The sequence below is a fragment of the Gracilibacillus timonensis genome, assembly GCF_900086715.1.
Classification (GTDB): Bacteria; Bacillota; Bacilli; order Bacillales; family Amphibacillaceae; genus Gracilibacillus; species Gracilibacillus timonensis.
The window spans coordinates 315,706-340,609 of sequence record NZ_FLKH01000009.1 but is presented as its reverse complement, the minus strand read 5'-3'; the positions used below and the strand labels follow the sequence as shown (position 1 = coordinate 340,609).

The 24,904-nt window shown below is 39.0% G+C and carries 22 protein-coding genes and 2 riboswitches; of the genes, 10 read left to right on the top strand and 12 right to left on the bottom strand.

All coding sequences use genetic code 11. The features are described from left to right. Positions 1-27 precede the first annotated feature (27 nt). Both cobA and BN6556_RS03810 read right to left on the bottom strand, forming a co-directional pair. Complete coding sequence (gene cobA / locus BN6556_RS03815; protein ID WP_066187327.1) at positions 28-789, bottom strand: uroporphyrinogen-III C-methyltransferase; 762 nt, start codon at positions 787-789, stop codon at positions 28-30. Beyond that, complete coding sequence (locus BN6556_RS03810; protein WP_066187325.1) at positions 749-1,846, bottom strand: inorganic phosphate transporter; 1,098 nt, start codon at positions 1,844-1,846, stop codon at positions 749-751. Before BN6556_RS03810 ends, cobA begins: the two co-directional genes overlap by 41 nt. A gap of 187 nt (positions 1,847-2,033) precedes the next feature. Then, a riboswitch (SAM riboswitch) is annotated at positions 2,034-2,130 on the bottom strand. Between the two features lie 161 nt (positions 2,131-2,291). Further along, positions 2,292-2,394, top strand: a riboswitch (SAM riboswitch). A 79-nt stretch (positions 2,395-2,473) separates the two neighbouring features. On the opposite strand from BN6556_RS03810, the gene BN6556_RS03805 reads away from it, so the two are divergent. After that, positions 2,474-3,559, top strand: coding sequence for a methionine biosynthesis PLP-dependent protein (locus BN6556_RS03805; protein ID WP_066187324.1), 1,086 nt, complete (start codon positions 2,474-2,476; stop codon positions 3,557-3,559). Between the two features lie 125 nt (positions 3,560-3,684). On the opposite strand, the gene BN6556_RS03800 is transcribed toward BN6556_RS03805, so the two are convergent. Both BN6556_RS03800 and BN6556_RS03795 read right to left on the bottom strand, forming a co-directional pair. Continuing rightward, the gene (locus BN6556_RS03800; protein ID WP_066187321.1) at positions 3,685-4,431 is read right to left on the bottom strand and encodes a sulfite exporter TauE/SafE family protein; all 747 of its coding nucleotides are present in this window, start codon (positions 4,429-4,431) and stop codon (positions 3,685-3,687) included. A gap of 98 nt (positions 4,432-4,529) precedes the next feature. Further along, positions 4,530-5,441, bottom strand: coding sequence for an AEC family transporter (locus BN6556_RS03795; protein ID WP_066187319.1), 912 nt, complete (start codon positions 5,439-5,441; stop codon positions 4,530-4,532). Between the two features lie 178 nt (positions 5,442-5,619). Between BN6556_RS03795 and BN6556_RS03790 the strand changes: the two genes are divergently transcribed. The 6 genes from BN6556_RS03790 (at position 5,620) to BN6556_RS03770 (ending at position 11,528) form a co-directional block, all read left to right on the top strand. Continuing rightward, on the top strand, positions 5,620-6,438 hold the full coding sequence (locus BN6556_RS03790) for a lipoate--protein ligase family protein (protein WP_066187315.1): 819 nt from the start codon (positions 5,620-5,622) through the stop codon (positions 6,436-6,438). Positions 6,439-6,452: 14 nt separating this feature from the next. After that, positions 6,453-7,400, top strand: coding sequence for a lipoyl synthase (gene lipA / locus BN6556_RS03785; RefSeq protein ID WP_066187312.1), 948 nt, complete (start codon positions 6,453-6,455; stop codon positions 7,398-7,400). A gap of 24 nt (positions 7,401-7,424) precedes the next feature. Next, a complete protein-coding gene (locus BN6556_RS03780) occupies positions 7,425-8,216 on the top strand; it encodes a Cof-type HAD-IIB family hydrolase (protein ID WP_066187310.1) in 792 nt (263 codons plus the stop codon). Between the two features lie 368 nt (positions 8,217-8,584). After that, the gene (locus BN6556_RS21485) at positions 8,585-8,737 is read left to right on the top strand and encodes a YjcZ family sporulation protein (RefSeq protein WP_078059915.1); all 153 of its coding nucleotides are present in this window, start codon (positions 8,585-8,587) and stop codon (positions 8,735-8,737) included. 332 nt (positions 8,738-9,069) lie between these two features. Then, entirely contained in the window at positions 9,070-10,140 is a 1,071-nt protein-coding gene (locus BN6556_RS03775) for a D-alanine--D-alanine ligase (protein WP_066187308.1), read from the top strand. Between the two features lie 11 nt (positions 10,141-10,151). Further along, positions 10,152-11,528 (top strand): UDP-N-acetylmuramoyl-tripeptide--D-alanyl-D-alanine ligase, encoded by a 1,377-nt coding sequence (locus tag BN6556_RS03770; protein ID WP_066187306.1) that lies wholly within the window; start codon positions 10,152-10,154, stop codon positions 11,526-11,528. A gap of 348 nt (positions 11,529-11,876) precedes the next feature. On the opposite strand, the gene BN6556_RS03765 is transcribed toward BN6556_RS03770, so the two are convergent. Both BN6556_RS03765 and BN6556_RS03760 read right to left on the bottom strand, forming a co-directional pair. Beyond that, positions 11,877-12,182 carry a rhodanese-like domain-containing protein gene (locus BN6556_RS03765; protein ID WP_066187304.1) on the bottom strand — a complete coding sequence of 102 codons (306 nt, stop codon included), beginning with the start codon at positions 12,180-12,182 and terminating at the stop codon, positions 11,877-11,879. A gap of 266 nt (positions 12,183-12,448) precedes the next feature. Next, positions 12,449-14,236 carry a methyl-accepting chemotaxis protein gene (locus BN6556_RS03760; RefSeq protein WP_066187303.1) on the bottom strand — a complete coding sequence of 596 codons (1,788 nt, stop codon included), beginning with the start codon at positions 14,234-14,236 and terminating at the stop codon, positions 12,449-12,451. 514 nt (positions 14,237-14,750) lie between these two features. Between BN6556_RS03760 and BN6556_RS03755 the strand changes: the two genes are divergently transcribed. The 3 genes from BN6556_RS03755 (at position 14,751) to BN6556_RS03740 (ending at position 20,023) form a co-directional block, all read left to right on the top strand. Then, positions 14,751-15,554 carry a SurA N-terminal domain-containing protein gene (locus BN6556_RS03755; protein WP_066187302.1) on the top strand — a complete coding sequence of 268 codons (804 nt, stop codon included), beginning with the start codon at positions 14,751-14,753 and terminating at the stop codon, positions 15,552-15,554. A 508-nt stretch (positions 15,555-16,062) separates the two neighbouring features. After that, positions 16,063-16,764, top strand: coding sequence for a DsbA family oxidoreductase (locus BN6556_RS03750; protein WP_066187300.1), 702 nt, complete (start codon positions 16,063-16,065; stop codon positions 16,762-16,764). Positions 16,765-17,896: 1,132 nt separating this feature from the next. Continuing rightward, on the top strand, positions 17,897-20,023 hold the full coding sequence (locus BN6556_RS03740) for a methyl-accepting chemotaxis protein (protein WP_148436653.1): 2,127 nt from the start codon (positions 17,897-17,899) through the stop codon (positions 20,021-20,023). 107 nt (positions 20,024-20,130) lie between these two features. On the opposite strand, the gene BN6556_RS03735 is transcribed toward BN6556_RS03740, so the two are convergent. From BN6556_RS03735 to BN6556_RS03710, 6 genes are all read right to left on the bottom strand, one after another. Then, positions 20,131-21,348, bottom strand: a complete 1,218-nt coding sequence (locus BN6556_RS03735) for an EAL domain-containing protein (RefSeq protein WP_066187293.1) — start codon at positions 21,346-21,348, stop codon at positions 20,131-20,133. 118 nt (positions 21,349-21,466) lie between these two features. Continuing rightward, complete coding sequence (locus BN6556_RS03730) at positions 21,467-21,682, bottom strand: YdbC family protein (protein ID WP_066187291.1); 216 nt, start codon at positions 21,680-21,682, stop codon at positions 21,467-21,469. Positions 21,683-21,867: 185 nt separating this feature from the next. Further along, the gene (locus tag BN6556_RS03725; protein ID WP_066187289.1) at positions 21,868-23,343 is read right to left on the bottom strand and encodes a sodium:solute symporter family protein; all 1,476 of its coding nucleotides are present in this window, start codon (positions 23,341-23,343) and stop codon (positions 21,868-21,870) included. Continuing rightward, complete coding sequence (locus BN6556_RS03720; RefSeq protein WP_066187287.1) at positions 23,340-23,555, bottom strand: hypothetical protein; 216 nt, start codon at positions 23,553-23,555, stop codon at positions 23,340-23,342. The genes BN6556_RS03725 and BN6556_RS03720 overlap by 4 nt, the downstream gene beginning before the upstream one ends. Before the next feature lie 280 nt (positions 23,556-23,835). Further along, entirely contained in the window at positions 23,836-24,018 is a 183-nt protein-coding gene (locus BN6556_RS03715) for a hypothetical protein (protein ID WP_066187285.1), read from the bottom strand. After that, positions 24,019-24,699 (bottom strand): RluA family pseudouridine synthase, encoded by a 681-nt coding sequence (locus BN6556_RS03710; protein ID WP_066187419.1) that lies wholly within the window; start codon positions 24,697-24,699, stop codon positions 24,019-24,021. Positions 24,700-24,904 lie beyond the last annotated feature (205 nt).

Below are 24,904 nucleotides of genomic sequence, written 5' to 3'. Positions count from 1 at the left end.
CCTAATGACAGATACGATAACCTATCGTTAAACCTGGATTTCTGCTTGTTGAGTTTGCATACGCTCAAACCATTTCAATTGTTCACTCAATTGGACAACCTCTCCAATTACAACCATAGACGGATTACTTACCTCATTCAACCTCTCCGTTATAGAAGCCAAATCACCTTTGATCGTTTTTTGATGAGAGAAGGTTCCCCAATGGATAATAGCAACAGGAACAGCTGGATTTAGTCCTGCTTGCAGTAGCTTCTCGCATATCACTGGAAATGTCTTGATCCCCATATAAAAGCATAGCGTATCTGCACCATTAGCGAGATGCACCCATTCTTCATTCGATCTTTCATCAGGGTTAGCACCATTGATAAAACTAACGGAACCACTTACATGCCGATGAGTCAATGGGATCCCCGCATAGGCAGCAGCACTGATACCGGATGTGATCCCCGGTACTACCTCATAATCAACCTGGTTTTCCTCAAGTACAACGGCCTCTTCTCCACCTCTGCCAAAAATAAAAGGATCCCCACCTTTTAATCGAGTGACAACCTTACCCAGCTTAGCGTGGAATAGCAAATGTTCATTGATTCGATCTTGAATCAAGCCATGCTTATTAGGTTCTTTTCCGCAAAAAATGAGATCTGTCTCCACTTTGGCATGTTGTAAAAGATTAGGATTAATTAAGCGATCATATAAGATGACATCCGCCTCTTTAATAGCTCTCAATCCCTTTATGGTTATTAATTCCTCATCTCCTGGTCCTGCTCCCACTAAGTAGACTTTCCCCATGTTGTTCCCATCCTTTCTCTCTTATCACTTTTGTCGGTCTTTCTCTATATCTTACTAAAATATACGTTGCAAAAATGGCTAAGGTGAGGATAATAACCTGATTATAACTATATTGCACCAATATTTCCGTTAGAGCAAAGGCAATGACTAAAGATACAATCGGCGAGGTAATCCATACCTTTGCAATCTGATGAATGATCTTTTGCTTCCAAACCTTCTTCTTATCTTTACTTGCCTGAATACCTACAATCGCAGCAGTAGTTATTTGAGTCATTGGTATAGGAATACCTAAAAACGAAGCCCCCACCACAAGGCTTCCTGTAGCACCTGAGATGACAATTCCATTCCCCAAAGTCAACGAGGTAATCTTTTTGGCGTTGGTTTCTAAAACCTTCCCACCAAAAAAGATACTGCCTAAGGCCACTACAATCGCAATAAGCGGCAATCCAGCTTCCATCGACACAATATTTGATCCCACTAATGGCGCTAAAGCGTTGGCCACGTTATTCATCCCTGCTGCAATAGCCTCCACGATCCCGGTAATAAGTAATATGACGGCTAATAGTTTTACCGGTGGCCGGTAATTCATCTTTTTAGACAAGACGCGCTTGACCTTTTCTAGAAAGTAAGGAATAAGGAAAGCCGCTACTGGGACAATCACCCAGAAAGACACAATCATGGCAATCGTGTCCACATTTACCTGTCTAAAACTTAAGCCAACTCCGACAATGGCACCCACTGTTACTTCACTTGTTGATAAGGGAATTCCGATGTAATTGGTAACCAGCAAGGTGAAACCTGATACTAATAAAATGATACAAGCGACTTTCACTGTCATGATATCTTCAGGGATAATACCTTTACCGAGAGTACCTGTCACGTACTGTCCTCCGAATACACTACCAACTACTGCCCCTATCCCAGCTAACAGAAGGGCAAGTTGTCGTTTGGTAATTACTTTTGCCCCATAGACAATCCCCATGCTAGCAGCAGAACCACTTGCACCGATATTAAAAGCAAATAAACAAGCCGCTACAATTGCTATGATCGTTAACATCTTATCCCAACCTTCAGTCCATCAATTTCTTTAATTCATTTATACCGATAAGAAAACTTGGATTAATGATCAAAAAATGAAGTAGTAATCTCTTTACTACCATTTCTATTCATTACTCCCACACGTTTGCTTGTTTTACCTCATAATGAAAAAATCCTACTTGGCTTCAGTTAAGTAGGAAGTACACCTCTTATCTGCCAATTACTTGCTGGATTTAGCACAGTACATAAAGCCTGTTGCTGGGGATTCAATGGGCCAGTTCCCTTCTCCCCTCTGGATAAGAAAAACAATATAGGTTTTCATTTATTTCCTGTTATTAGTTGATCCTAAATATAAAGGATTCTACGTCTTCTGTCAATAGGATAACCAAAAAATTTTATAAAATAGGCTTGTAATCTTCCTCATTATAGGATATGATGCGTGTATGAAAATCCTATAAATAATAATCTTATCAAGAGAGGTAGAGGGACTGGCCCGATGACACCTCAGCAACCAGCATAAAGATGTATGGTGCTAATTCCAGGCGGCTAACTACCGACAGATGAGAGAATACTATCTTAGTACACAAGAAGTCTTCTGCTTATCGAAGACTTCTTTTTGATTTTTACAGCGAAAGGATGAAAACCAATGAACAGAATGAAAACATTGCTTGCTCAAATCGGCAATCGCAAGGACGTACGAACAGGAGCGGTAGAACCTCCAATATACCTATCGACAGCTTATCAACACCCAACCCTTGGTCAATCAACGGGATATGACTATACCCGAACTGCTAATCCTACCAGGGAAATCGTTGAAGAAGCGATTGCCACGCTGGAAGGTGGCGTAAGGGGATTTGCCTGTGCCTCTGGAATGGCAGCTATTCAATTGATTTTTTCGTTATTCAAACAGCAGGATGAAATTATCGTTACAGAAGACATCTATGGTGGCAGTTATCGTTTGTTTGAGCATTTACAAAAGGCATATGAGATAAAGCCAGTCTATACCGATCCCAATGATATAGAACAAAAAATCACCAGTCACACCAAGGCACTATTCATTGAAACACCTACCAATCCGTTATTGATGGAAATTGATATAGAAGAAGTGGCTGCTATTGCCCAAAAACATCATCTGCTTTTTATTGTAGATAATACCTTCTATACCCCTTACCTTCAACAGCCACTATTGTTGGGTGCCGATATTGTTATTCACTCTGCGTCTAAATATCTGGGTGGACACAATGATGTCTTAGCAGGACTCGTTGCTGTCAAAGAGGAGTCCTTAGCAGAGCGACTTACCTATTTACATAATGCCATTGGTGCTGTACTGTCACCTTTAGACTGTATGCTGTTGATCCGAGGCATGAAGACATTGCCGCTGCGCCTAGAGCAACAACAAGCTAACGCACAAGAACTGGTGACATTTTTAAACAAAGAACCACAAGTTGAAGAAGTCCTTTATCCAGGAAAAGGTGCTATGATTAGTTTTCGTGTAGTTGATAATAAGCTGGTTGCTTCATTTTTAGAAAAACTAAAGATTATCTCTTTTGCAGAAAGTTTGGGTGGTGTAGAAAGCTTTATTACTTATCCTACGACACAAACACATGCCGATATTCCGCAAGAAGAATTACAAAAACGTGGGATTTGTAACAAATTACTTCGTTTTTCCGTTGGTATTGAGCATGTGGAAGATTTGAAAGAAGATATTCAGCAGGCACTGAGAGAGAATTAAATAAACGCTTCTTCAGTGAAGTGCATAACCGAAGTATTTATGAAAGAAATGAAATCGGCAGAAGCAACATAAACCTGCCTCTGCCGATTTCTATCAAATACATTCGTTTTGCATATGAAAGTGCCTCATCCAAACAATAACCGAATCGCCCCAATAGCTGCAAACAACAACACCAATGTCTGAAATACCTTTTGAGGCATGATTTGAATTATTTTCACACCTATTAGCGCACCAATCAAGATAACGGGAATTAATAGAGCATTAAAGCTTAGTGATTCCGTTGTAATAATGCCAAGTGACATATAAAAAGGAAATTTTATAATATTAACCGATAAGAAAAACCATGCCCCGGTACCAACAAATTCTTTTTTTGGCAGACCTTTCACTAGTAAATAAATGGTCATTACTCCCCCAGCTGCATTGCCGATCATCGTGGTAAAACCAGCTAATATACCCATACTGTAAGTGAAGATTTTGGATTCCGGCAGCATTTCAACAAAACGCTCTCCCCATTTTTTCTGACCCATATGTAAAATAATTAATCCAAGCACTAGTATTCCAATCATCGGCTTTAACTGTTCACTTGTCACCACATTTAATACCAAATAACCAAGTAAAATACCGAGTAATACCCAAGGAAGCAAGGATAATAAGTAGCGCCAAACTACATTTCTTCGATAAAAGATTACAGCAAATAAATCTCCAACCATTAATAACGGAAGTAAAATACCGATTGATTCTCTCGCTGGAAAAAGCAACATAAAAATGGTGACTACTAAAATCCCCATGCTTGCTACTCCTGCCTTAGAAAAGCCAATAAGCAATCCTGCAAAAATAACCACGATCCATTCCCACATACTTAAGTCAAACACACTATCACTCCCTTTTTAAAACGCTTTTCCACATCATTAAGTACTCGTAAATTTCCCTGCCTTTATGGTGGAGATAGCTTAAACTGTTAACAGGTGTTTCACATAACCACATTAACGATGACCCAAATTAATACAAAGCTCACGATCATGGTTAAGTTTGAAGCAGTTCCCACCAGCCGCTGATTATAGCCGAACATAATGGAATACGGTAATACAGAAGCTGGAGTTGGCAAAATAAAACCAATTAGTAAAGTAAATTTAAACATTTCGTCCACTGGCAGCAGAAGGTAACATGCCGTTCCCATTATCAATCCTAATCCATACTTGGTGGCTAGGAAAGCAACTAACATTTTTCCATAACCTTTAGCAAAGGAGAAGTTCAAATACAACCCCAATAATAATAAGGAAAGCGGCATATTCGCTACAGAGATAACGTTTGTAATATCAATGAACGTCGATGGTAAGGATAAGCCAAATAAATTAATGAGGCATACAAGGAAATACGTCATTAATGGCACAGACTTCGATAATTTCACGGCAATCGAGCGCATTTCCAATGTACCTGATCCACTGGCAAAATACCCTGCAATAATATAAGTTAATCCAAAAACAATGAAAGCATTCCCAACATCTAGCATGCCAAAATATTTGAGGCCTTCCAATCCAAAGAGGCCTTCCACTAATGGATACGCAAACAGACCAATATTTAAGCCTGGTACCATCATTCCAAAGGTTCCTTTCACCTCCCGAGAATGTTTACGAAACACAAAAAGAGCTAATCCTGCGCATATCAAACCGTAAACAAAGGCAATAACAACTAAATAAAATAAAGAGGGTGCGAATGTCACATCGTTGAACGTTACGATAATCAAGCATGGTAACGTTAGATTGAAAATAACCCTAGCAATGCCTTCCCCATCCTTTTCCTTTACAAGCTGAACTCTTTTTAATACATAACCGATCATCACAATCGTAATCGAAATAAGAAATTGTTCGTTAAATCCACTCATTTATGTATGTCTCCTCAATTAGTCAGTAACACTTTCTACTATATCACAAGTTGCAAGCCTTTCCTTCACATTAATTCTTTGACATAATATAAGGCAAGCTGTACCATAAGTAGTAATATAAACAATTAGTACAGTTAAAGGAGGTTCGCTTCTCTTCAGTGGAGAAACGCATAATGTTATGAAAGAAACTTGGTTCTTTTTAGATAGTAGTAAACAAACACCAGCTTATAACATGGCAGTGGATGAATGCTTGCTCCAGTGGCACAGTGAGGGGAAAATCCCCCCAGTTCTTCGTTTTTATGAATGGTTACCTGCTGGACTTTCCATTGGTTATTTCCAAAAAACGAAAAATAAAATAGATTTAGATGCCGCCAAAAGAAATGGTATTCCGGTAGTTAGAAGGTTAACTGGTGGACGTGCAGTCCTGCACGATCAGGAACTAACCTATAGCGTGATTGTATCAGAGCAGCACCCCAAGATGCCAAAATCGGTTAAAGAAGCTTACTTGATCTTATCCAGAGGGCTGCTTGCTGGGTTTCAAAATTTGGGGATTCAAGCCGAGTTTGCTATACCTGATAATCAACGAAGCACTACGCAATCTGCTGTTTGTTTTGAAGAACCTTCTTGGTATGAGCTTGTAGTGGATCAAAAGAAAGCCGCCGGAAGTGCCCAAACCAGAAAACAAGGGGTCATCCTTCAACACGGTTCCATCCCTTTGTCTGTCGATAATGATCGATTGTATGATCTCTTCGTCTACCGGAATGAGCGAGTAAAACAACGAGCACGTAATGCCTTTAATGATAAGGCAATCTCTATCGACAAAGCTGCCGAAAGAGCAGTCAGTCTACAGGAAGCTAAACAAGCGTTTAAAGAAGGTTTTGAACAAGGATTGGACATTCAATTGGAAGCCTTTCACTTATCCACGGAACAAGAGCAAGAAATCCATGCGTTAATGAAAAACAAATATTTAAAAGATGAATGGAATCTTTCTAGATAGGAGTCGATGATCAGATGGCAAAACAAGAAGAACACCTACGTAAACCGGAATGGTTAAAAATCAAAATCAATACCAACAAATCCTATAATCGATTAAAACACCTTATGCGTGACAAACGACTAAATACGGTTTGTGAAGAGGCTAAATGCCCTAATATTCACGAATGCTGGAGTGAGCGACAGACCGCTACCTTTATGATTTTAGGAGACACCTGCACGAGAGGTTGTCGTTTTTGTGCCGTGAAGACAGGTCTTCCGAATGAGTTAGATTGGGGCGAGCCAAAACGTGTGGCGGAGTCCGTTGAAATTATGGGGCTAAAGCATGTGGTTGTAACCGCCGTTGCTCGTGATGACTTAAAAGATGGCGGAGCGGCTGTGTTTGCGGAAACAGTACGTCAAATCCATAAAAATGTGCCCAGCTGTACCATCGAAATCCTCCCTTCTGATATGAAAGGAGATTACGAAAGCTTACATACCTTAATGGACAGTGAGCCAGATATCTTCAATCATAATATTGAGACCGTCAGAAGATTAACCAAAAAAGTTCGGGCGATTGCCATGTATGACCGCTCTCTTGAACTATTGAGACGAGTCAAAGAGATTGCCCCTAATACGCCAACCAAATCCAGTATTATGGTTGGACTTGGAGAAACGAAGGAAGAAATCATCGAAGCAATGGATGACCTTAGGGCTAACAATGTTGATATTATGACCATCGGCCAATACTTGCAACCAACAAAAAAACATTTGAAAGTAGAACGTTATTATCATCCTGATGAGTTTCAAGAGCTCAAACAAATCGCCTTATCCAAAGGGTTTACACATTGTGAAGCTGGACCACTTGTACGTTCTTCTTATCATGCCGATGAGCAAGTGAATCAAACCGCTGCCCAACGCCGGATTAAATACATGAAAGGATATGAAGAAACAAGTGGAAAAGAATTAGATAACCTGACGTTTTAGGTGTGGAAAAGGAGACAAATCAACATGGAAAAGTATCAAACACTGTTTTTAGATATTGATGGTACCACACTACGCAGTGATCATACCATCCAGCCATCTACTAAAGAGGCTATAAAACAGGCACAAGCTAATGGGGTTGAGGTCTTTCTTGCAACGGGAAGACCGATTCATGAAATTCAGGATATCGCAAAGGAATTAAACGTTCATTCTTTTGTAGGCTATAATGGGGCACTGGCTATCTATGAGGGTTTTACAGTAGTAGATGAACCTATTTCACCTGAGGTTATTGATTTCTATCTACAAGTGGCCCAAGAAAACGATGATGAGTTAGTTTTCTACACCAGCCAGTTGAACCTGCTAACCAATGATACAAAACCCTATATGAAAGAGTTTATCGACTATTTCGGGCTCTATAATTATAAGAGCTATCACAAAAGCTTCCGAGAAGAAATTCTTGGTATAACCATTGTGAACCTAAGACCAGAAGAGCTTCATAAGTATCAGCTTGCAGGTCATGACATCTATTTTTCCAAAATTAATGTGGCAGCAATTCAAAACGGCTATGACGTTATCCGGGAAAGTGTCAATAAAGGAGAAGCCGTCAAAAAAGTGCTGGCCCATTTAAATTTACCGTCTGAAACAGCGATTGCCTTTGGGGATGGGATGAATGACAAGGATATGCTTGCTTTTGTTGGAGAAGGTTTTGCCATGGGGAATGCCGATAAGGAATTACAACCCTTTGCTAACCGACAAACAACCTCAGTTGAAGACTCAGGTATTTATAATGGTTTAAAACAACTCGGTATTACAAAGTAGGTAGCGAAAACGTTCCCTGTTCTCTTTATTTAGAATGTTCATGCTTTTTAAAGCTTTAAAAAGGCTTACCTGGTGTAAGTCTTTTTTCTAGGGCAAAAAAACAGATAATTCTTGATATTATAGGATTTAGATTGATTTTGAAAGAATCAACAATTCAGGATCTGTTTTTGGTGAGTAATGAAGGACCGGAGGATTTCAGCATGATTTGACTTGCTTTTGTCAAGTCGATATGTGATAAGAGAGTAAAATGAAGTAATACATTTCCTATGGCATTCGCCCATTTTATAAAAAAATGGTTATTTGCCTTAACCTTCAACCGGAACAAACATACATTATATAGTGATAAAACACAAGGAGGTTTGATCAGTATGAGTTATTACGGTGGCTGTTACAACCCATGTGGTGGCTATGGCAGTGGTTATGGCAATGAATGTCAGACTGGCGGTTACGGCGGTGGATTTGCTTTAATCGTTGTGCTTTTCATTTTGTTAATTATTGTAGGGGCTTCTTTCTATTGCTAACCCATTTCCACTTTCATGAATAACAAATGAAATACCTGTCGAAGGGGTCGAGGCAAAGTTGTTACGACCCTCTCCCCAACTACAGAGAACCCTATCTGTGCTTAAACAAATAATAAGTTAAAAATCCTCTCCCCTGCTGGACTGCATGTTCCATAATATGCAGTTCAGTTTTGTAGGGAGTTTTTTTATCCTGTCAAAAAGGATATAACTTCTTATTGTGAATTCCCCCAAACAAGATGTATACTTAAGGATGTGACATAAACATTATAAAGGTATTACCCATTGTAAATGGATAGCAGAAAAAGTTAATTATGTTGGAGGTATAGGTTATCATGAAGACAAAATTGCACCTATTATTTGGTGGTAAATCAGCGGAACATCAAGTATCCTTACAAACGGCAAAAGCAGTTATGAACGCCGTTGATAAGGATCGTTACAACATCCAGCCCCTTTTCATCGATGAAAAGGGTGGTTGGAATAAAGTTCCTGCTATAGATGGGAAGGTAACAGATATTCAACACCTTATTGAAACGACCGATCAAACGGCTGTTTCTCCACTTACTTTAAATAAACTAGAAGAAACCGAAACAAATCAAGTCGTTTTCCCATTATTACATGGTCCAAACGGTGAAGATGGTACCGTGCAAGGTCTGTTGGAACTGCTTGATCTACCTTATGTTGGAAATGGCGTGTTAGCTTCTTCTACTGGAATGGACAAAATCACGATGAAGGCCATTTTTGCTCAAGCAGGATTACCGCAAGTTCGATATATAGGGTTCCTCCACAAAGAATGGGAAGAAAATCAAGATACTCTTGTGCAACAAATAGAATCAGAGCTAAACTATCCTTGTTTTGTTAAACCTGCCAACCTGGGTTCAAGTGTAGGTATTAGTAAATGCAACAATCGTGAGACATTGGATGAAGCGGTACGTGAAGCCTTCCAATATGACCGGAAAATCATTGTTGAACAAGGGGTCGATGCACGCGAAATTGAAATGGGTGTTATTGGAAATGATGATCTAGCCTGTTCCGTAGCAGGAGAAATTGTTGCCAGTACAGAATTTTATGACTACCAATCCAAATATGAGGATGGTAATACTGGTTTGATTATTCCAGCAGATATCCCAGAAGAAACCTATGATCAAATGCAGCAAATGGCAAAGCATGCCTATCGTTCCTTAGATTGTTCTGGGTTAGCCAGAATGGATTTCTTTTTAACGAAAGATGGTGAAGTACTGGTTAATGAAGTCAATACCATGCCAGGGTTCACCCCATTCAGCATGTTCCCGTTATTATGGAAACATAGCGGTTTAGATTATCCTGCACTCATTAATAGATTAGTAGAATTGGCCTTGGAAAAACATCAAGAGAAAATGAATATTCGATATACTATGGATGAATAGGAGCGTACCAAATGATTAATAGAACCTTATCACAAATAGCTGTGATGGCAAACGCTGAGCTTTCCTCCAATCAGTACAGCAACAGAACAATGACCGGGGTATCGATTGATACTCGTTCGATTGAGGAGGGACAGCTTTTTATCCCTTTCACCGGGGCAAACGTCGATGGACATCAATTTGTTGAACAGGCCTATGAAAATGGTGCAGCTGCTGCTTTTTGGCAAAAGGATGTTCCTAATCCACCAAAAGATGTCCCTTTATTATTTGTGGATGACAGCTTACAAGCCATGCAGGACTTGGCAAAAAACTATCGCATAGAAACCGGCGTCAAGGTCATTGGAATCACAGGAAGCAATGGCAAGACCTCTACTAAAGACATGGTCGCTCAAGTATTAAGCGGACATTTTAAAGTACAGAAATCGCAAGGAAATTATAACAGCCAGCAAGGACTCCCACTCTCGCTATTTACTTTAGACGAGGATACGGAGATTATGGTGTTAGAAATGGGAATGAGTGATATTGGGCAAATTGCTAAATTAGTAGATATTGCTTGTCCGAATATATCGATTATTACCAATATTGGTGAGTCACATATGGAAATATTGGGATCACGAGAGCGAATAGCAGAGGCGAAATTTGAAATCACCTCGAACCTTAGTCAAGAAGGACTTTTTATCTATGACGGGGATGAACCTTTATTGCAACAAAAGTTGACAGAGGATCAAACCCCTTTTATTTGTAAATCCTTTGGTAAATCGAAGACATCCGACATCTACCCGCTCTCGATTGAACTAAAGGGTGATGGAACAGAGTTTATCGTTAATCAATTTCCAGATAGCACCCTTTACCTTCCTGTTCTTGGGATTCATAATGTAAAAAATGCGATGGCTGCTATCTTGGCTGCGATCCATCTTGGCGTTCATGAAAACGAGATAAAGCAGCAATTAACCAATTTACAGCTAACGGCTATGCGAATGGAGACAATTCAGGGTAAAAAACAGTCACTTATTGTCAACGATGCCTATAACGCCAGCCCCACCTCGATGCGGGCAGCTATCTCACTCATTGATTCCTTAAAAGGATATACCAGTAAGATTCTCATTCTTGGAGACATGTTGGAGTTAGGTGTAGCCGAGAAGGAGCTTCACCAAGAAATCGGACATTTCATTGCGGAACAAGGAATTCACTATGTATATACTTACGGGGAACTGGGTAAGGAGATTGCCAAAGGAATTAAAGAAACAAAATCCTCAATACAAGTCACATCATTTATGGATAAAGAAACACTAGTTGCGGCTGTTACCCCTCTCTTGCATCCACAAACGGTTGTACTCTTAAAGGCTTCGAGAGGAATGAAACTAGAAGAACTGCTTGATGAACTAGTATAATTTAAAGGAGCATTTTAATAAATGTACTCCCATCTTCCTTGGGGATGACGACCATTTTTTCAAGTTTTCCACTTGTTTTGGTCGTCATCAGATCTACCATTGCACAATAACACCAAATTGTAATGGCGACTTTATACACTCCTAAGAACAAAAGCACAAAATGCTCGTTCAGAAATGTATGAACTGGGCAGAGTAAGTGTAGGCGCCGATGTTGAGTTATCGTACAACGGAGGAAAGCCCGAGCTTGTTGCTGGACGACCCGCTTTGAAAATAATTATCCTCATAGATGAGTTTTATTCTTAACCCATAAAAAAAACAGACAACATCACCAAGTTGTCTGTTTTTTGTTTAGCTCGGCACAACGGTTTCACCATTCCAGGCAAGCATACCGCCATCAACATTGATAGCCTGATATCCTTTGGCCAATAAATATTGAGCCGCTCTCGAGCTTCTGCCGCCAGAACGGCAGATAATGTAATAGTCTGTCTGGTCATCCAGCTCCGTTAAATGCTCTGGAAGCTCACCCAGCTTAATGTGCTTGGCATTGGGAATCATGCCTCTTGCAACCTCGTCATCTTCTCTGACATCAATAACCGCCAACGTTTCATCATTAGATAATTTCTCGGCTAATTCTGTTGTATGTATTTCTTGCATTTTCATCTCTCCAATCAAGCTATATTCATCTACAGTATAGCAATGTTTTTGTTTATTTGTCATTTAATTTAATGACAATAAAGCATGAAATTTTTGTGAAAGTGACCAAACCTCTGATATTTATGAGTTCACACGCTATATTTCGTAAACATTTTAACATATTTGTCTTTCTATTTCTAAATCCTAGATGTTCATACAGTCATTGTTGCTGAGTTTCTCTTATAAAAAGAAAACGACAAAGTTCACACCGCCGTTTTCTTTATTCATTAAATAATCTTAAACTTACTGATTTCTTTTTCCAAATTCTCAGCTGATTTATCTAATTCTACTGCACTCTTGGACACTTCGTCCATCGATTGATTAGCTTGTTCGGCGGAGGCAGCCGTTTCTTGTACAGCCGCTGCCGATTCTTCACTTACTGCCGCGATTTCATCAACTGATTTTTTCATGTTTTGACTATTCTCTTGTACCAATTCCAGTTCATGTACCATCAATTCAACATGATTGACCATCCCTGAAATCGAGGTATTTATCTGTTGAAAGCTTTCTCCAGTAGTTCCTATTTGCTCTGTTCCTTTCTCCACTTCTTTAAACCCATTTTCTAAAGAGGAGGCCACTTCATTTGATTCCGTTTGAATATTACCGACTAGTCCTGTAATATCTGTTACCGAATCTGTCACCTGTTCCGCTAATTTCCTTACTTCATCCGCTACTACGGCAAAGCCATTACCAGCTTCCCCAGCGCGTGCTGCTTCAATCGCCGCATTTAATGCTAATAGATTAGTCTGCTCGGCAATCTCTTTAATCACGACCACAATCTTATCGATTTCTTCTGTCCGCCTGTCCAGCCCAGAAACTCGTTGATAGGAATCATGTACCGTTTGATAAATTATTTTCATTTGATCGATCGTCACTTGTAGTTCTTGTCTGCCTTGTTCACTTAATTCCTTCATCTCTTGAGCTTGGCTACTTACATTTGTGCCACTTTTCGCAGCAGTTTTCACCTTCAGATTATATTGATCCACAGATGTCGCCAAATCACTTGCATGACTAGCTTGAGACTCTGTACCAGACGCCAATTCTTCCATCGTTGCCGCAATCTGTTCACTGCCTTGTTTGACTTGATCAGAGGCTTGACTTAGTATAGTTCCCTGCTGCATCACTTGACCGGTGGCAATCATTACTTGGTTAATCATTACATATAGGTTATCCTTCATCTTATTCAAGGAATCAGCTAAATCAGCAAATTCATCTTTACCTTTCACCTTTACTTTTTCACCCGACAAATCCCCACTAGACAAACGATCTAATTCTTCTATCATTGCCTTAATATTATAATTCATGACACGGACAAACAAGATAATGATCGCCAGTCCAATCACTGTAGAGAGTATCAGAGTTATGACAGTCGTCTGTAAAATATCTTGACGCATTTGCATCGCTAATGCATGCATATCAAAATCAGAGGCAAGCACGCCAACCACTTGATTGTTTTCATCATAGATCGTTTTAGCAAAAGTAACAACCGGATTGCCTGTCAAGTTATCTATATATGGCTTTGACCATATGACCGTTTCCGGTGATTCTATTGCTTGTCGATACCAATCTGCTTCTGTTGCATTATAATCAGACATCCTCAATTCTTCGGTAATATTACTTAAATACAAAGCACCTTCCGTTGTACCAATATATAAATTAATCATATAATCATCCGAATGCATCTGGTCTGACAGTGTCTCCTCATAATAGCTTGTTAATAGCGGATCATTCACTTCTGGCATATTAGGATACGTATTTGTCGGTTGATCACTTAAGTCCACCTGTTGATAATCCATTTCCTCTAATTCGGATAATTCGGTTAACTTTTGTTCGTATGTATTAAATACATCCTGATATTTGGGTAATGTCTCTACAATATCATCCTTTTCTATAATGGCTTTTTCCAGCACTTCTGTTTGCTGGTACGAGAAATAACCTACAATTGTACTTGGGATAATGAGCAGCGCGAGCATAATAGCAGGTATTTTATACTTATTTTTAGACAGTTTCTTCATATTAAATGCTCCTTTTTATATGAAAAAAATAACAAAAATAATCATATCATATTTTTCAATAGTTAACTATCATTTTTTGATTCTTTTTTATTAGGTATAAAAAACTAATTAATGCACAAAATATAATTAACTTAGCGTAAATTTGGATGATAATTTCTATATAAGTTGAACTTATAAATGTAACAAAAATGTGTGACAAGCACGTCTGTGCTCGTTTTATTTCCCGATAGTATCTCTCGTTTGATCCATGAGGCATTATTTCATTCAACTTATTTAGTTTTAAAAAGATGATAGGAAGGGACTTAGCATCTTCCATTATTCTGTTTTCTGCTTTCCATAAATTTTACACTTTTTAGCTTTCTCCTTGTAAAAACAGTATAAAACCCTATCATATAAGCTTTTAAAAGGTTACAAAGTGTTTACAAAGGTATTTTGCCAATGATTTCGGTTTTATTTTTGGGACAAACTGTGCTACACTCGCCAAAGAAATAACAAGAGAAAGGAATGAATCTAGATGAATAAAAAAACCATATGGAGTATTGCGTTTCTATTCATGTTTACGATATTAGCTGCTTGTAGTAACGATGATGATGGCGCATCAGATGATAATAGTGAGGAAGCGGGCGATTCAAATACAGAGGAGCAAGCAGAAGGTGGCGCAGAAGGCGGTGGCGAAATGCCTGAAATGCCTGAGCCAGACTTAGAGGGTGTTCCAGATACTGTAGCGGAAGTCAATGGCGAGGAGATTTCCAAGGATGAGTTCGAAACAGCCTATACGTCTCAATTTCAACAAATGGCCATGCAAATGCAAATGACCGGTGAAGAACTGGATCAAGATCAACTAAAACAGCAAGTAGCGGAAAGCTTAATTGGACAAGAATTGTTGGTTCAAGAAGCGAACAATGAAGGTATAGAAGCCTCAGAAGATGAAGTAAACTCGACGATAGACGGTTTGATCGAACAAAATAACTTTGAATCAAGGGAAGATTTGATCGCTGCATTAGAAGAACAAGGAACAGGTGAAGAAGAATTTATGCAGCAGGTAGAATCACAAGTCCAATTAGACACTTTGATCAACAATGAATCTGGAGATTTAGAAGCAAGTGAAGAAGAAATGCAAGAACTATACGACCAATTGGTTGCCCAACAAGAGCAGCAAGGTCAACAGAGTGAATCGGGGGAGGAACAAAGTATTCCTTCTTTTGAAGAAGCACAACCGAACTTAGAACAACAAGTTATTAATCAAAAGAGAGCAGAAGTAGTTCAAGGACTTATCAGCGAACTACGCGAGAATGCAGAGGTATCAACCAATCTATAATGAATCATAGCTAGGTCTTCCTAAAGACCTAGCTTTTTTATGATTTCTATGACGATTTTAAAGAGCAGATTTACGATGATATGAAGGAAGAATTCTATGATGATTTCAAAAACAAGAGCTATGCAGAAATGACAGAAGAAATTATCGACAAAATATCTGATCAAGATCAAGATAACACAATAAACAATGATAAATAAAAACCAGTAAGGAAACTTCATTTAGTGGATTAGGATGTTTTCCTCAATTACAATTGGCTGTTCCATCTGCTCATAATACCCATTATCTCCCTCTTTTTTTGCAGTAGTCGTCTTGCAGGCAATTGCTATATGATAAAATGAGATGTATTCCCTATCATCTCCTTCAAACCCTTCCAATGATATAACCTTAGAGTGTGAGATATCAGGATTTACATTTTTATTAGATGACTTTTATCTCCATTAAGCAGATTCCTTTCTTGCCTGTTATATTTGTGGCAAAATAGGAATGAAACTTAAGTGAGGTGTTTTAGATGCAGATTGAAATATGGGGCGATTTTGCCTGTCCTTTCTGTTATATTGGTACGAAACGTTTACAGCAAGCAATCGAGCGTTTTCCTGAAGACTTAAATATTACTACCACACATAAAAGCTTTGAATTAGATCCTGATGCTCCGCCCTATAGTGGAAAGAACATGCATGATCTATTAGCTGAAAAATATAATATGACAGCCTCTCAAGCAAAGCAAGCCAACGAACAAATTGGTGAACAAGCCAAGGCAATCGGGCTTGATTTTGTTTTTGATACGATGAAACCAGGTAATACATTTCTTGCCCATCGCTTAAGCAAATACGCTGCTTCTGTTAATAAGGAAACGGCCTATGTAGAATCCGTCTTATATCACTATTTTACACTATCCAAGGATATTGGAAACGCAGATACATTAATGGCGATTACAAAGGAGTTAGGCTTTCATCAAGATGAGGTAGCGCAAATCATTAATAACGAGGAATATTACGCAGCAGACGTACGTAAAGATGAAGCAGAGGCAAGATCATTGGGCATTACCGGTGTACCCTTTTTTGTGATCAATCATAAATACGCTATTTCTGGGGCACAGCCGGTTGAAACATTTATGCAGGCTATCGAAAAGATTGCCGAAACCGAAAAAGAAACCAAAAAATCGTTTGAGATGGAACCAGGAAGTTTCTGTGAAGGAGACTCTTGTAAATAAAGCTATCCCTACAATCCCTATTTCGAATAGGGATTGTTTTTTATAAGCTAGGAAAGTTTATAATCCTTGATATAATAGGACTTGGAATGATTTTGACCTTGAATGAACGAGAGTACCGATAAGATGGATGATGTAAAGGAGTTTGCTTTCTTTAGTGGTGAGTTTGCCCGTTTTTTTGTGCTAGGCGAGCGCGGCGGGAATATGCTGCGCTTTCCGCGGGGCCGGCTTCAGCTAACTTGCAAAAGAAGAGCGCTTTTACAAGTGGATCTTCAGCTCGTCCTGGTCCCACAGGAGTCTCCGCACATCCCCTCCGCTAGGGTAAAAGTACTACATCGGTTATCACTGCAAAAATGAAGCGTTCTAGGTACCAAGACCGGGTTGTAGCAAAAGGAGAAAATCGTCAACTGATTCTTCGGCTGCGTAATGGATCATGGTATAAATATAAAAGCCATAACGTAGGATCGAATCGTTCTCAGAAAAAGGTTACGTGGTTTACTTATTGGCAGAAATATAGTGTCTGGAACGCTTCATTCTCGCAGCCATTCGATTGTAGTACTTTTACCCCAGCGGAGGAAATAGGTGAAGACTCCTGCGAGAAAAGCGCAGTGTGAAGACCCGCAGGAAGCGATCTTTGCTGACGAGGAGGCTAAAGCCTTGACATGAAGGTTCGCAGGCTAAGATCACGACCTCCTGTCGTAACGCCTGCACTTGCACGTCCTGTGCATCGAAGCGGAAGCTATTTCCGGAGCGTTTCCTAGCACTGACAAACAATCAACTTTATTTTATGGAATAAATGGTCTGGCTACTTTACATCATCCATCTTATCGGCAGTTCATTAACTACTTTGAGTGGTCGATAAAGAACCGGGCGGAAATTCCCCGGTTTTTCTTATGTAATAATATAGGTAGTAAAATCCCTGTCACCTGAGCTTTGTACTCATATTAAGATATGTAAAATCCCTTTCGTGCGCTAGCCATAGAATCTTCTTCTCCTTTAAATAATATATAGGTATTTTTATTTATTTGTCATTTTATGTAGTTAAATCAAACAGACCGTGATATAATTAATTAGAACTATATTTTCAGATTTATTAATCACAAATTCGCGTTTAAAGGAGGATAAAGGAAATAAAATGAAGAAAAAGTTTCAGCGTTGGGGAAATAAGGCGAAGCAAGGATGGAGCACCTTTTCTAGCAAACTGCGCCTGCCCAAAAAAACAAAAACCAAGAAAAAAAGAACATTCAAAAATTCAAACGTTTCCAAAAAAGACTCACTTAGTACAAAAATTCTCGTCAGTATTCTATCTACTGTGATGTTGAGTGTATTGGCAGTAGGTATTGCCTCTTACTTTATCTCTAATCAAATTATTGAAGATAAGGTGACAGAAGCACAAGAGCAAACGATTATTCAATCAGGTGACAAACTAGATTATTTAATGAAGCAATATAAAGACCGTGTCACAGAAATACTGATGGCAGATAATTTCAGCAATACCTTAAACCAAATGGATACATATGACGATACGAATAACTTTGAATACTATAATCTAAAATCAACCATCGATGATGCCTTAACACAAATAACAATGATAGATAGCAATGTAGATCTCTATTTACTTGATACTGATAAAGAATTTATGATCTCTTCAACAGAAACCATTGAAGAGTCTACTGTTTTTGAAACGGAATGGTATCAAGAAACCGCTGAGAATGATGCGGGTACCTATTGGATTGGTGGTTTAAAACAGGGAATTTCCACTAGAAAAGATGATCCGACGGTTGCCTTCGGACAAAATTTAAAGATTGGCGGAAAAGACTATCTGATGGTTGTAGAAATGCAAACCATCGTTTTTGAGGAAGCCTTTCAGGATGTTACCTTCGGAGAAAGCGGTTTAATTCGGATGATTGATGCCAATAATAATATTGTTTTCTCTTTTGATTCAGATGAAGTAGCGGAACCGTATAGTTATGATATTCCGAAAGAAGCAGATAGTAATAACTTAGTATCTGATAATCAATTAGTATTCTACACTCCTTCAGAAGCGACAGATTGGTATTTGGTAGGTGATGTTTCCAAACAGGAACTAACCAAGGATACCACCAATATCTTTTATATCACATTAGGAATTGTCCTGCTTGCTCTTATCATTTCGATCATCATTGCAGGAAGTATTGTGAAGAATATTGCAAAACCAATTGATCGAATTTCTCATTTAATGTCATCGGCGAAGCAGGGAGATTTAACCGTTCGTTCCGATGTATCCAAGCGCAAAGACGAGATTGGGGAATTATCGACGAGTTTCAATGCTATGCTAGGTAATATTTCAACCATGATGAAACAGACAAGGCTATCAGCCAATCAAGTATTAGATGCAGCTTCCGAACTAGCGACAGTCTCCAATACACAGTCACAGTCTGCCAAAGAGGTTGCACTCGCTTCAGAAGAAATTGCTAGCGGCGCAACGGGACTAACCGACGAAGCTGAAAAAGGAAACAACTTGGCTGCCAGTATCCATGACGAAACAGAAACGGTTTATCAAAATAATATTGAGATGGAACAACAGGCAGTTGCAGTCTTAGAACACAGTCATTCCGGATTAGAAAAACTAAATGAACTGGTTACACAAACTAGGGATAGTGAAGAGATGACTGAAGCCTTGGTTTCGAAAGTCGATATTTTACAACAGAGTACGGAACAAATCTATCAGGTAATGGAAATGCTAACCAGCATTGCACAACAAACGAATCTACTATCCCTGAACGCAGCCATAGAAGCCGCTCGTGCAGGAGAAGCTGGAAAAGGATTTGCTGTCGTGGCAGATGAGATCAGAAAACTCTCTACCCAATCCAAGGATTCGATTGATAAGGTAGAAGAGATCACTTCTGGGATTGTAAATGAGGTAAATGAGACACTACAATTATTAGAGCTGTCCACTCCTCGTTTCCGGGCGCAAGTCACCCAAGCTGAAGATACACAGTCGATATTAAATGATGTCGGGGAAAATATGGGAAGCTTTGCTGGGAAAATTCAACAAGTAACCGCTTCTGTACAGCAATTAAGAGATTCTCAAGAGATACTAACCTCGACTATTCACCAAGTCAGCGCAACAGCAGAAGAATCTTCCGCAATAAGCGAAGAAGTCTCTGCCACGACTGAAGAACAATTACGTGTGAGTGAATCACTAGTGATCACTTCTGATGAATTAAAACAGCTATCAGAAGAATTACAAGAGATGATGAAACAATTTAAGGTAGATTAAGACAAAGACCGCTGAAACTCTATCATGTTCAGCGGTCTTTGACATGGTTTTAATGGATGAATAGCTGCAGGTGTTGTAGCCAAAATACATTAAAGATGATATTGGTTTCACCATAATAAATCCTCGTGGTCATCTAAATACATTGGTGAAATATCCATAAACAAATAATAATCCGAATCTAGCGGATAAGAAAAAGTTCGAATACGTTCACCTGTTTCAATATCATTATATAAGTCTGACAGTATACCTGTTTTTTCCTCTTTCATTCGAATCACGTTCTCAATAAAATAAGGTCGCCAGCTCCAATTCTTCCCTTTTACCAAACTGTCCCATTCCCATTCCTCTTCATTATAGATAAGATTGACAGTTTTTTGAAAACCATCTTCATCCGTCACATATACTTTAAAAAAGATATCTTCTAATCCCCTAGCCAAGTAATCTACTTGTTCATCCAGTGACCTATGCTTCTTTACTTCCTTCCCTTTTCCAGAGATTAACTGGTTCAAGGTCCTTGCCAGCTGATATTTCGCCATTAATTTGGTTCGTTCGATTTCAATAAATTGCTGAATATCCAAACGAAATCGTTTTTTCAATACATCCACCGCTAAAAAATGAGGTTTAATCTCAGAAAGAAAATCTCCTTGGTAGTACCTCCCATTATTGCGCCAGGCATAATGAAACTGATAGTTAGAAGCAATACCATTAAAAAGCAATTCTGCCCCTAGTTTTCTTGCTAATAGGGATAAAGAATGGATGATTCCATGAAAGCTCGTTGACATCGATTCATTTTGCAATACCTCTAAGTCAACTTTTAGAATATCAGGTTCCATCAACATGATATCCTCTACATTACTCATTCCAGTACCTAATTCATCCACTACTACTTTAACGCCAAAGGTTTGCAAATACTTCAAGGTATGCGATAGGGAATCAATATCACTGGTCGCTTGATGTCCCATGATTTCAATCACTATTTTGGATAAATCCAATCCTTTTTCCTGATAGGCTAATAATTGATTAAGAAATTGATCATCCGTATCCGTAGCAAAATAATTAGCCCCAATATTTAAAAATAAATGTTGCTGAATATTTTGTTCCATATAATAATTCAATGCTAGCTGTTGCACCTTTAAATCCATTTCCATCTTAAAGTCATCTGGTACGTTGGCATCATGGAAAAAAGGCCCTAGGCTAATCGTACGCTCTTGCTGTCGCAACCTGCCTAATACTTCATAACCAATAATTTCATGACTGTCCGCACTAAAAATAGCTTGAAAGTGTGGCTCCACTTCATCAACTTGCAACACAACATCTAATGGATCCATCGTCATTCCCCTCTCTCTTACCTCTTATTCTACCGATATCGTAACGGATTTTCAATTTTGTTATCTGATCGATCATACTTCATATAAAACAAAACCCGGCCACTTTCGCCGGGTTTTGTTATGCCTTATTTAGTTGTTCTTTAAGTGCGTCCCATTCTTCCTCCGTAAGCGTTACTCCTTTGCCCATCTTCTCATGGTCCGGTGACCAATCACGAATATCATACTTGGGCGAACGATCGTTCCAGCTAATAAGATTTACTTCCTTGTGCCAACCGGAGGCAGACTCAGAAAGTACCGCTATTTGTTGGATGATTTCATATTTTATACCTGCCATTGTTCTCCTCCTTTGGTTTGTGTTGCTTAGCTTTACTAGAATGATAACGATGACCATTCTACTTATCGTGTTTCATCACATTTCCTTACCTTTATTTTAAGGAAAATCGATGTTAGTTGCAATGACTATCTACGGTTTATGCCCAGGAAATACCCCTGTATTCTAGCATGAATACAGGGGTTCGATTAATTGGATGTTTTCTTCTTCATATGGCTTTTAATATACGTTAAAAACTCGTTTGCCTTTTGTTCCGGTGCTTTCGTGCTCAAGCTCACCCCTACAAATAAAATACCGGAAACGACAATGCCCCAGATACCTGATTTTAAGCCTAGCAACAATCCCCCAGTTGCTTCAATATAAATCACTAGTAGACTACTGATCATAATACTTGTCATCACACCCGCTGCTGTTCCTCTTTTCCAAAAAAATGTTCCAATAATAGCGGGCACTACCACGATTAAACCAGCCGAAGAGGAAACGGACAGCACAGCAATCAGATCAAGCTGTAATTGGGCAAATAAATAAGCAAGAATAGCTATAACCGGGATGACGATCTTACCTACCAGCAATTGTTTCCGATCCTTGGTTCCTTGCTTCACATTAGCATAAATATCCCTAGAAAATAAGGATGACAGGGTTAGCAAGATCGAATCAATTGTGGAAATAGCTGCTGCCATAATCCCAATCATCACCAACACGCCTAAGATAGGCGGAATAGCTTCTGATGATAATAACATCGGAGTTGCCATATCCGGATTCTCTAAATCAGAGAACATGACCGAAGCGGAAAAGCCCCATACTACAGATACAATTGTATAAATAAGGCCAAATATCATAAAACCTAATAACATATACCTCATGCTTTTTAAGGAAGCTGGCATAAATAAGCGCTGGCTTACCTGTGGATTCGAAATGCTAAAGAAAAACCATGGAATCGTCAAACCAAGGAAGGTCCAAAACTGAAAAAAACCATTTCCTGGAACAGACCAGGCTTGTGGATTATTCGTTTTCACGGAATCTACAAATCCTTGAAAACCTCCTAAGTGGTTAATCAATAATAAAACGACAATCGTTGACGTAATAATCATCATAATCGACTGTAATGAGTCCGTCCAAGCAACGGAACGAATGCCTGCGATATAGGTGAAGATTAGGGCTAGTATCGTCGCAAGGACCACACCCGTTGTATAACTAATCGCATTATCTGTAACACCTTGAAGCAAATAGCCAATCCCTGTTAATTGTACAGCACTATAAGGAATCAAGAAAAGACAGCTGGCGATGGCAGATACAACCGACGCCCCTTTATGCTGATACCTGTCCCCTAACATCTCTGATGGGGTAACATAACCATATTTCTTACCAGCTAACCAAAACCTTGGTCCAAAAATGGCAACCAATGATACTCCCATAAGATAAATAATCTCAAAACCATAGGCACCCACACCACCGCTAAAGGTTAAGCCAGCTAATCCGACAAGCATAAACGCACTATATGTAGTAGCACTATAACTCATTGCGGAAACAAAGCCGTTTAATTTACGATCACCAATAAAATAACTGACCATACTCTGCTTTTTTCCACGACGGGAAATGATCGCAATCACAATCGCAATGACGACATATAAAATAATAGCTGACCAAATTAATGTTGCGCTCATTCTTCCTCACTCCAATCTTCTGTTAATTTGACATTAATGGCGATAACAACGACTGCCAAGATGGTCCATAACAGAAAGCTCCCATACCATGTTGTCACCTCTCGAAAGATTGTGTAAGGCATCACAAAACTGCACAAAACAAGAATCAAAATAACTAATCCCCAACGTTTCTCTTTTTTATTCAGCGCTCTCACCTTTTCTTTTTTTGTCATGTCCTTAATTATACACATTTATATACATGTGTAAAGACACTTGTTGTGTTTTTATTCAAAAAGTTGGACAGTTGGTGACATTCTAGTAACCAATCATTTTATTTGTTTACTAAAATGCCAAGTTTAACCCCGTCCGGTTCTTTCCGACCACTTAAGGTAGTTGCTGAGCTGCCGATTCGTTCAAGGTCAAAATCATTTCAATTTTTATTATATCAAGGTTTATGAGCTTTCCTAACTCATAAAAAAAGAACCAACACTTTGGTTAGCTCCTTGTTCTTGCTTATTTTTTCTTGTTTCGCTGTTGCGGTTTAGCACCTCGCTGCCTAATAGAAATATTATAAGCTAATAATCCGACAATAAGGAGAATAATCACAATAGCAGGCACACGAATAATACCCGACATATCTAAAACCATCATGGCTATCAATGCGATCAATAGTGGCATACGAAATTTGTTATTCATTTAATGCAACTCCTTCCAAAACTCAGTCCATGGATAGTCACGAGGTGGAAAAGAAGATATTCCCATTTCCTCTTTTCGCACAGGATGAACCAGACGCAACTGATGAGCCCATAAGGCGATTTGCTGACCATGCTGATTCACCTGTTGTCCATATTTTTGATCTCCATACAGCGGAAAACCTCTGGAAGCAAATTGCACACGAATTTGATGTGGTCTTCCGGTTTGTAGATGAATCTTTACTAAACTTAATCCCTTGTCACTTGTCAGTAATTGATAATCTAACAGCGCCTTTTTCGCTTCTTTATCTTTTTTAGTCGAAACAAAAACTTTATTTTGTTTACGATCTTTCTTCAGGAAATCCACCCATTCTCCTTTTGTTGGTGGAGTCCCTCGTACAATCGCCAAATAAGTCTTCTCCAACTCGTTTCGTCGGATCAAGTCAGAAAGACGGGACGCTGCCTTGGAGGTCTTGGCAAACAGCATCACGCCACCAACCGGACGATCCAAGCGATGCACCAAGCCTACATATACATTCCCCGGCTTCTGATAGCGCTCTTTAATGTCTTGTTTTACCATATTGAAAAGATCGGGATCATTACTGTTATCTTGTTGAACCGGAATATTAACCGGTTTTTCTACCATTAACAGATGATTATCTTCATATAGGATTCGAATTGGCATACAATACTCCTTTATCACTTTCATCATTGCCTCCATTGTATCATACTTCCATCAATACGTATGGAAATATCATAGTAATCCATTGAAGTGGACTGGTATCCTTACGTGACTTATCAGCGCTTCGTTGATCTCCTGATCTCTAAAAGTAAGAGGTTAGCTCGTGATCAATCGATCTTTCTGAAACTTTTCGTCCTTTTCAGTAGAT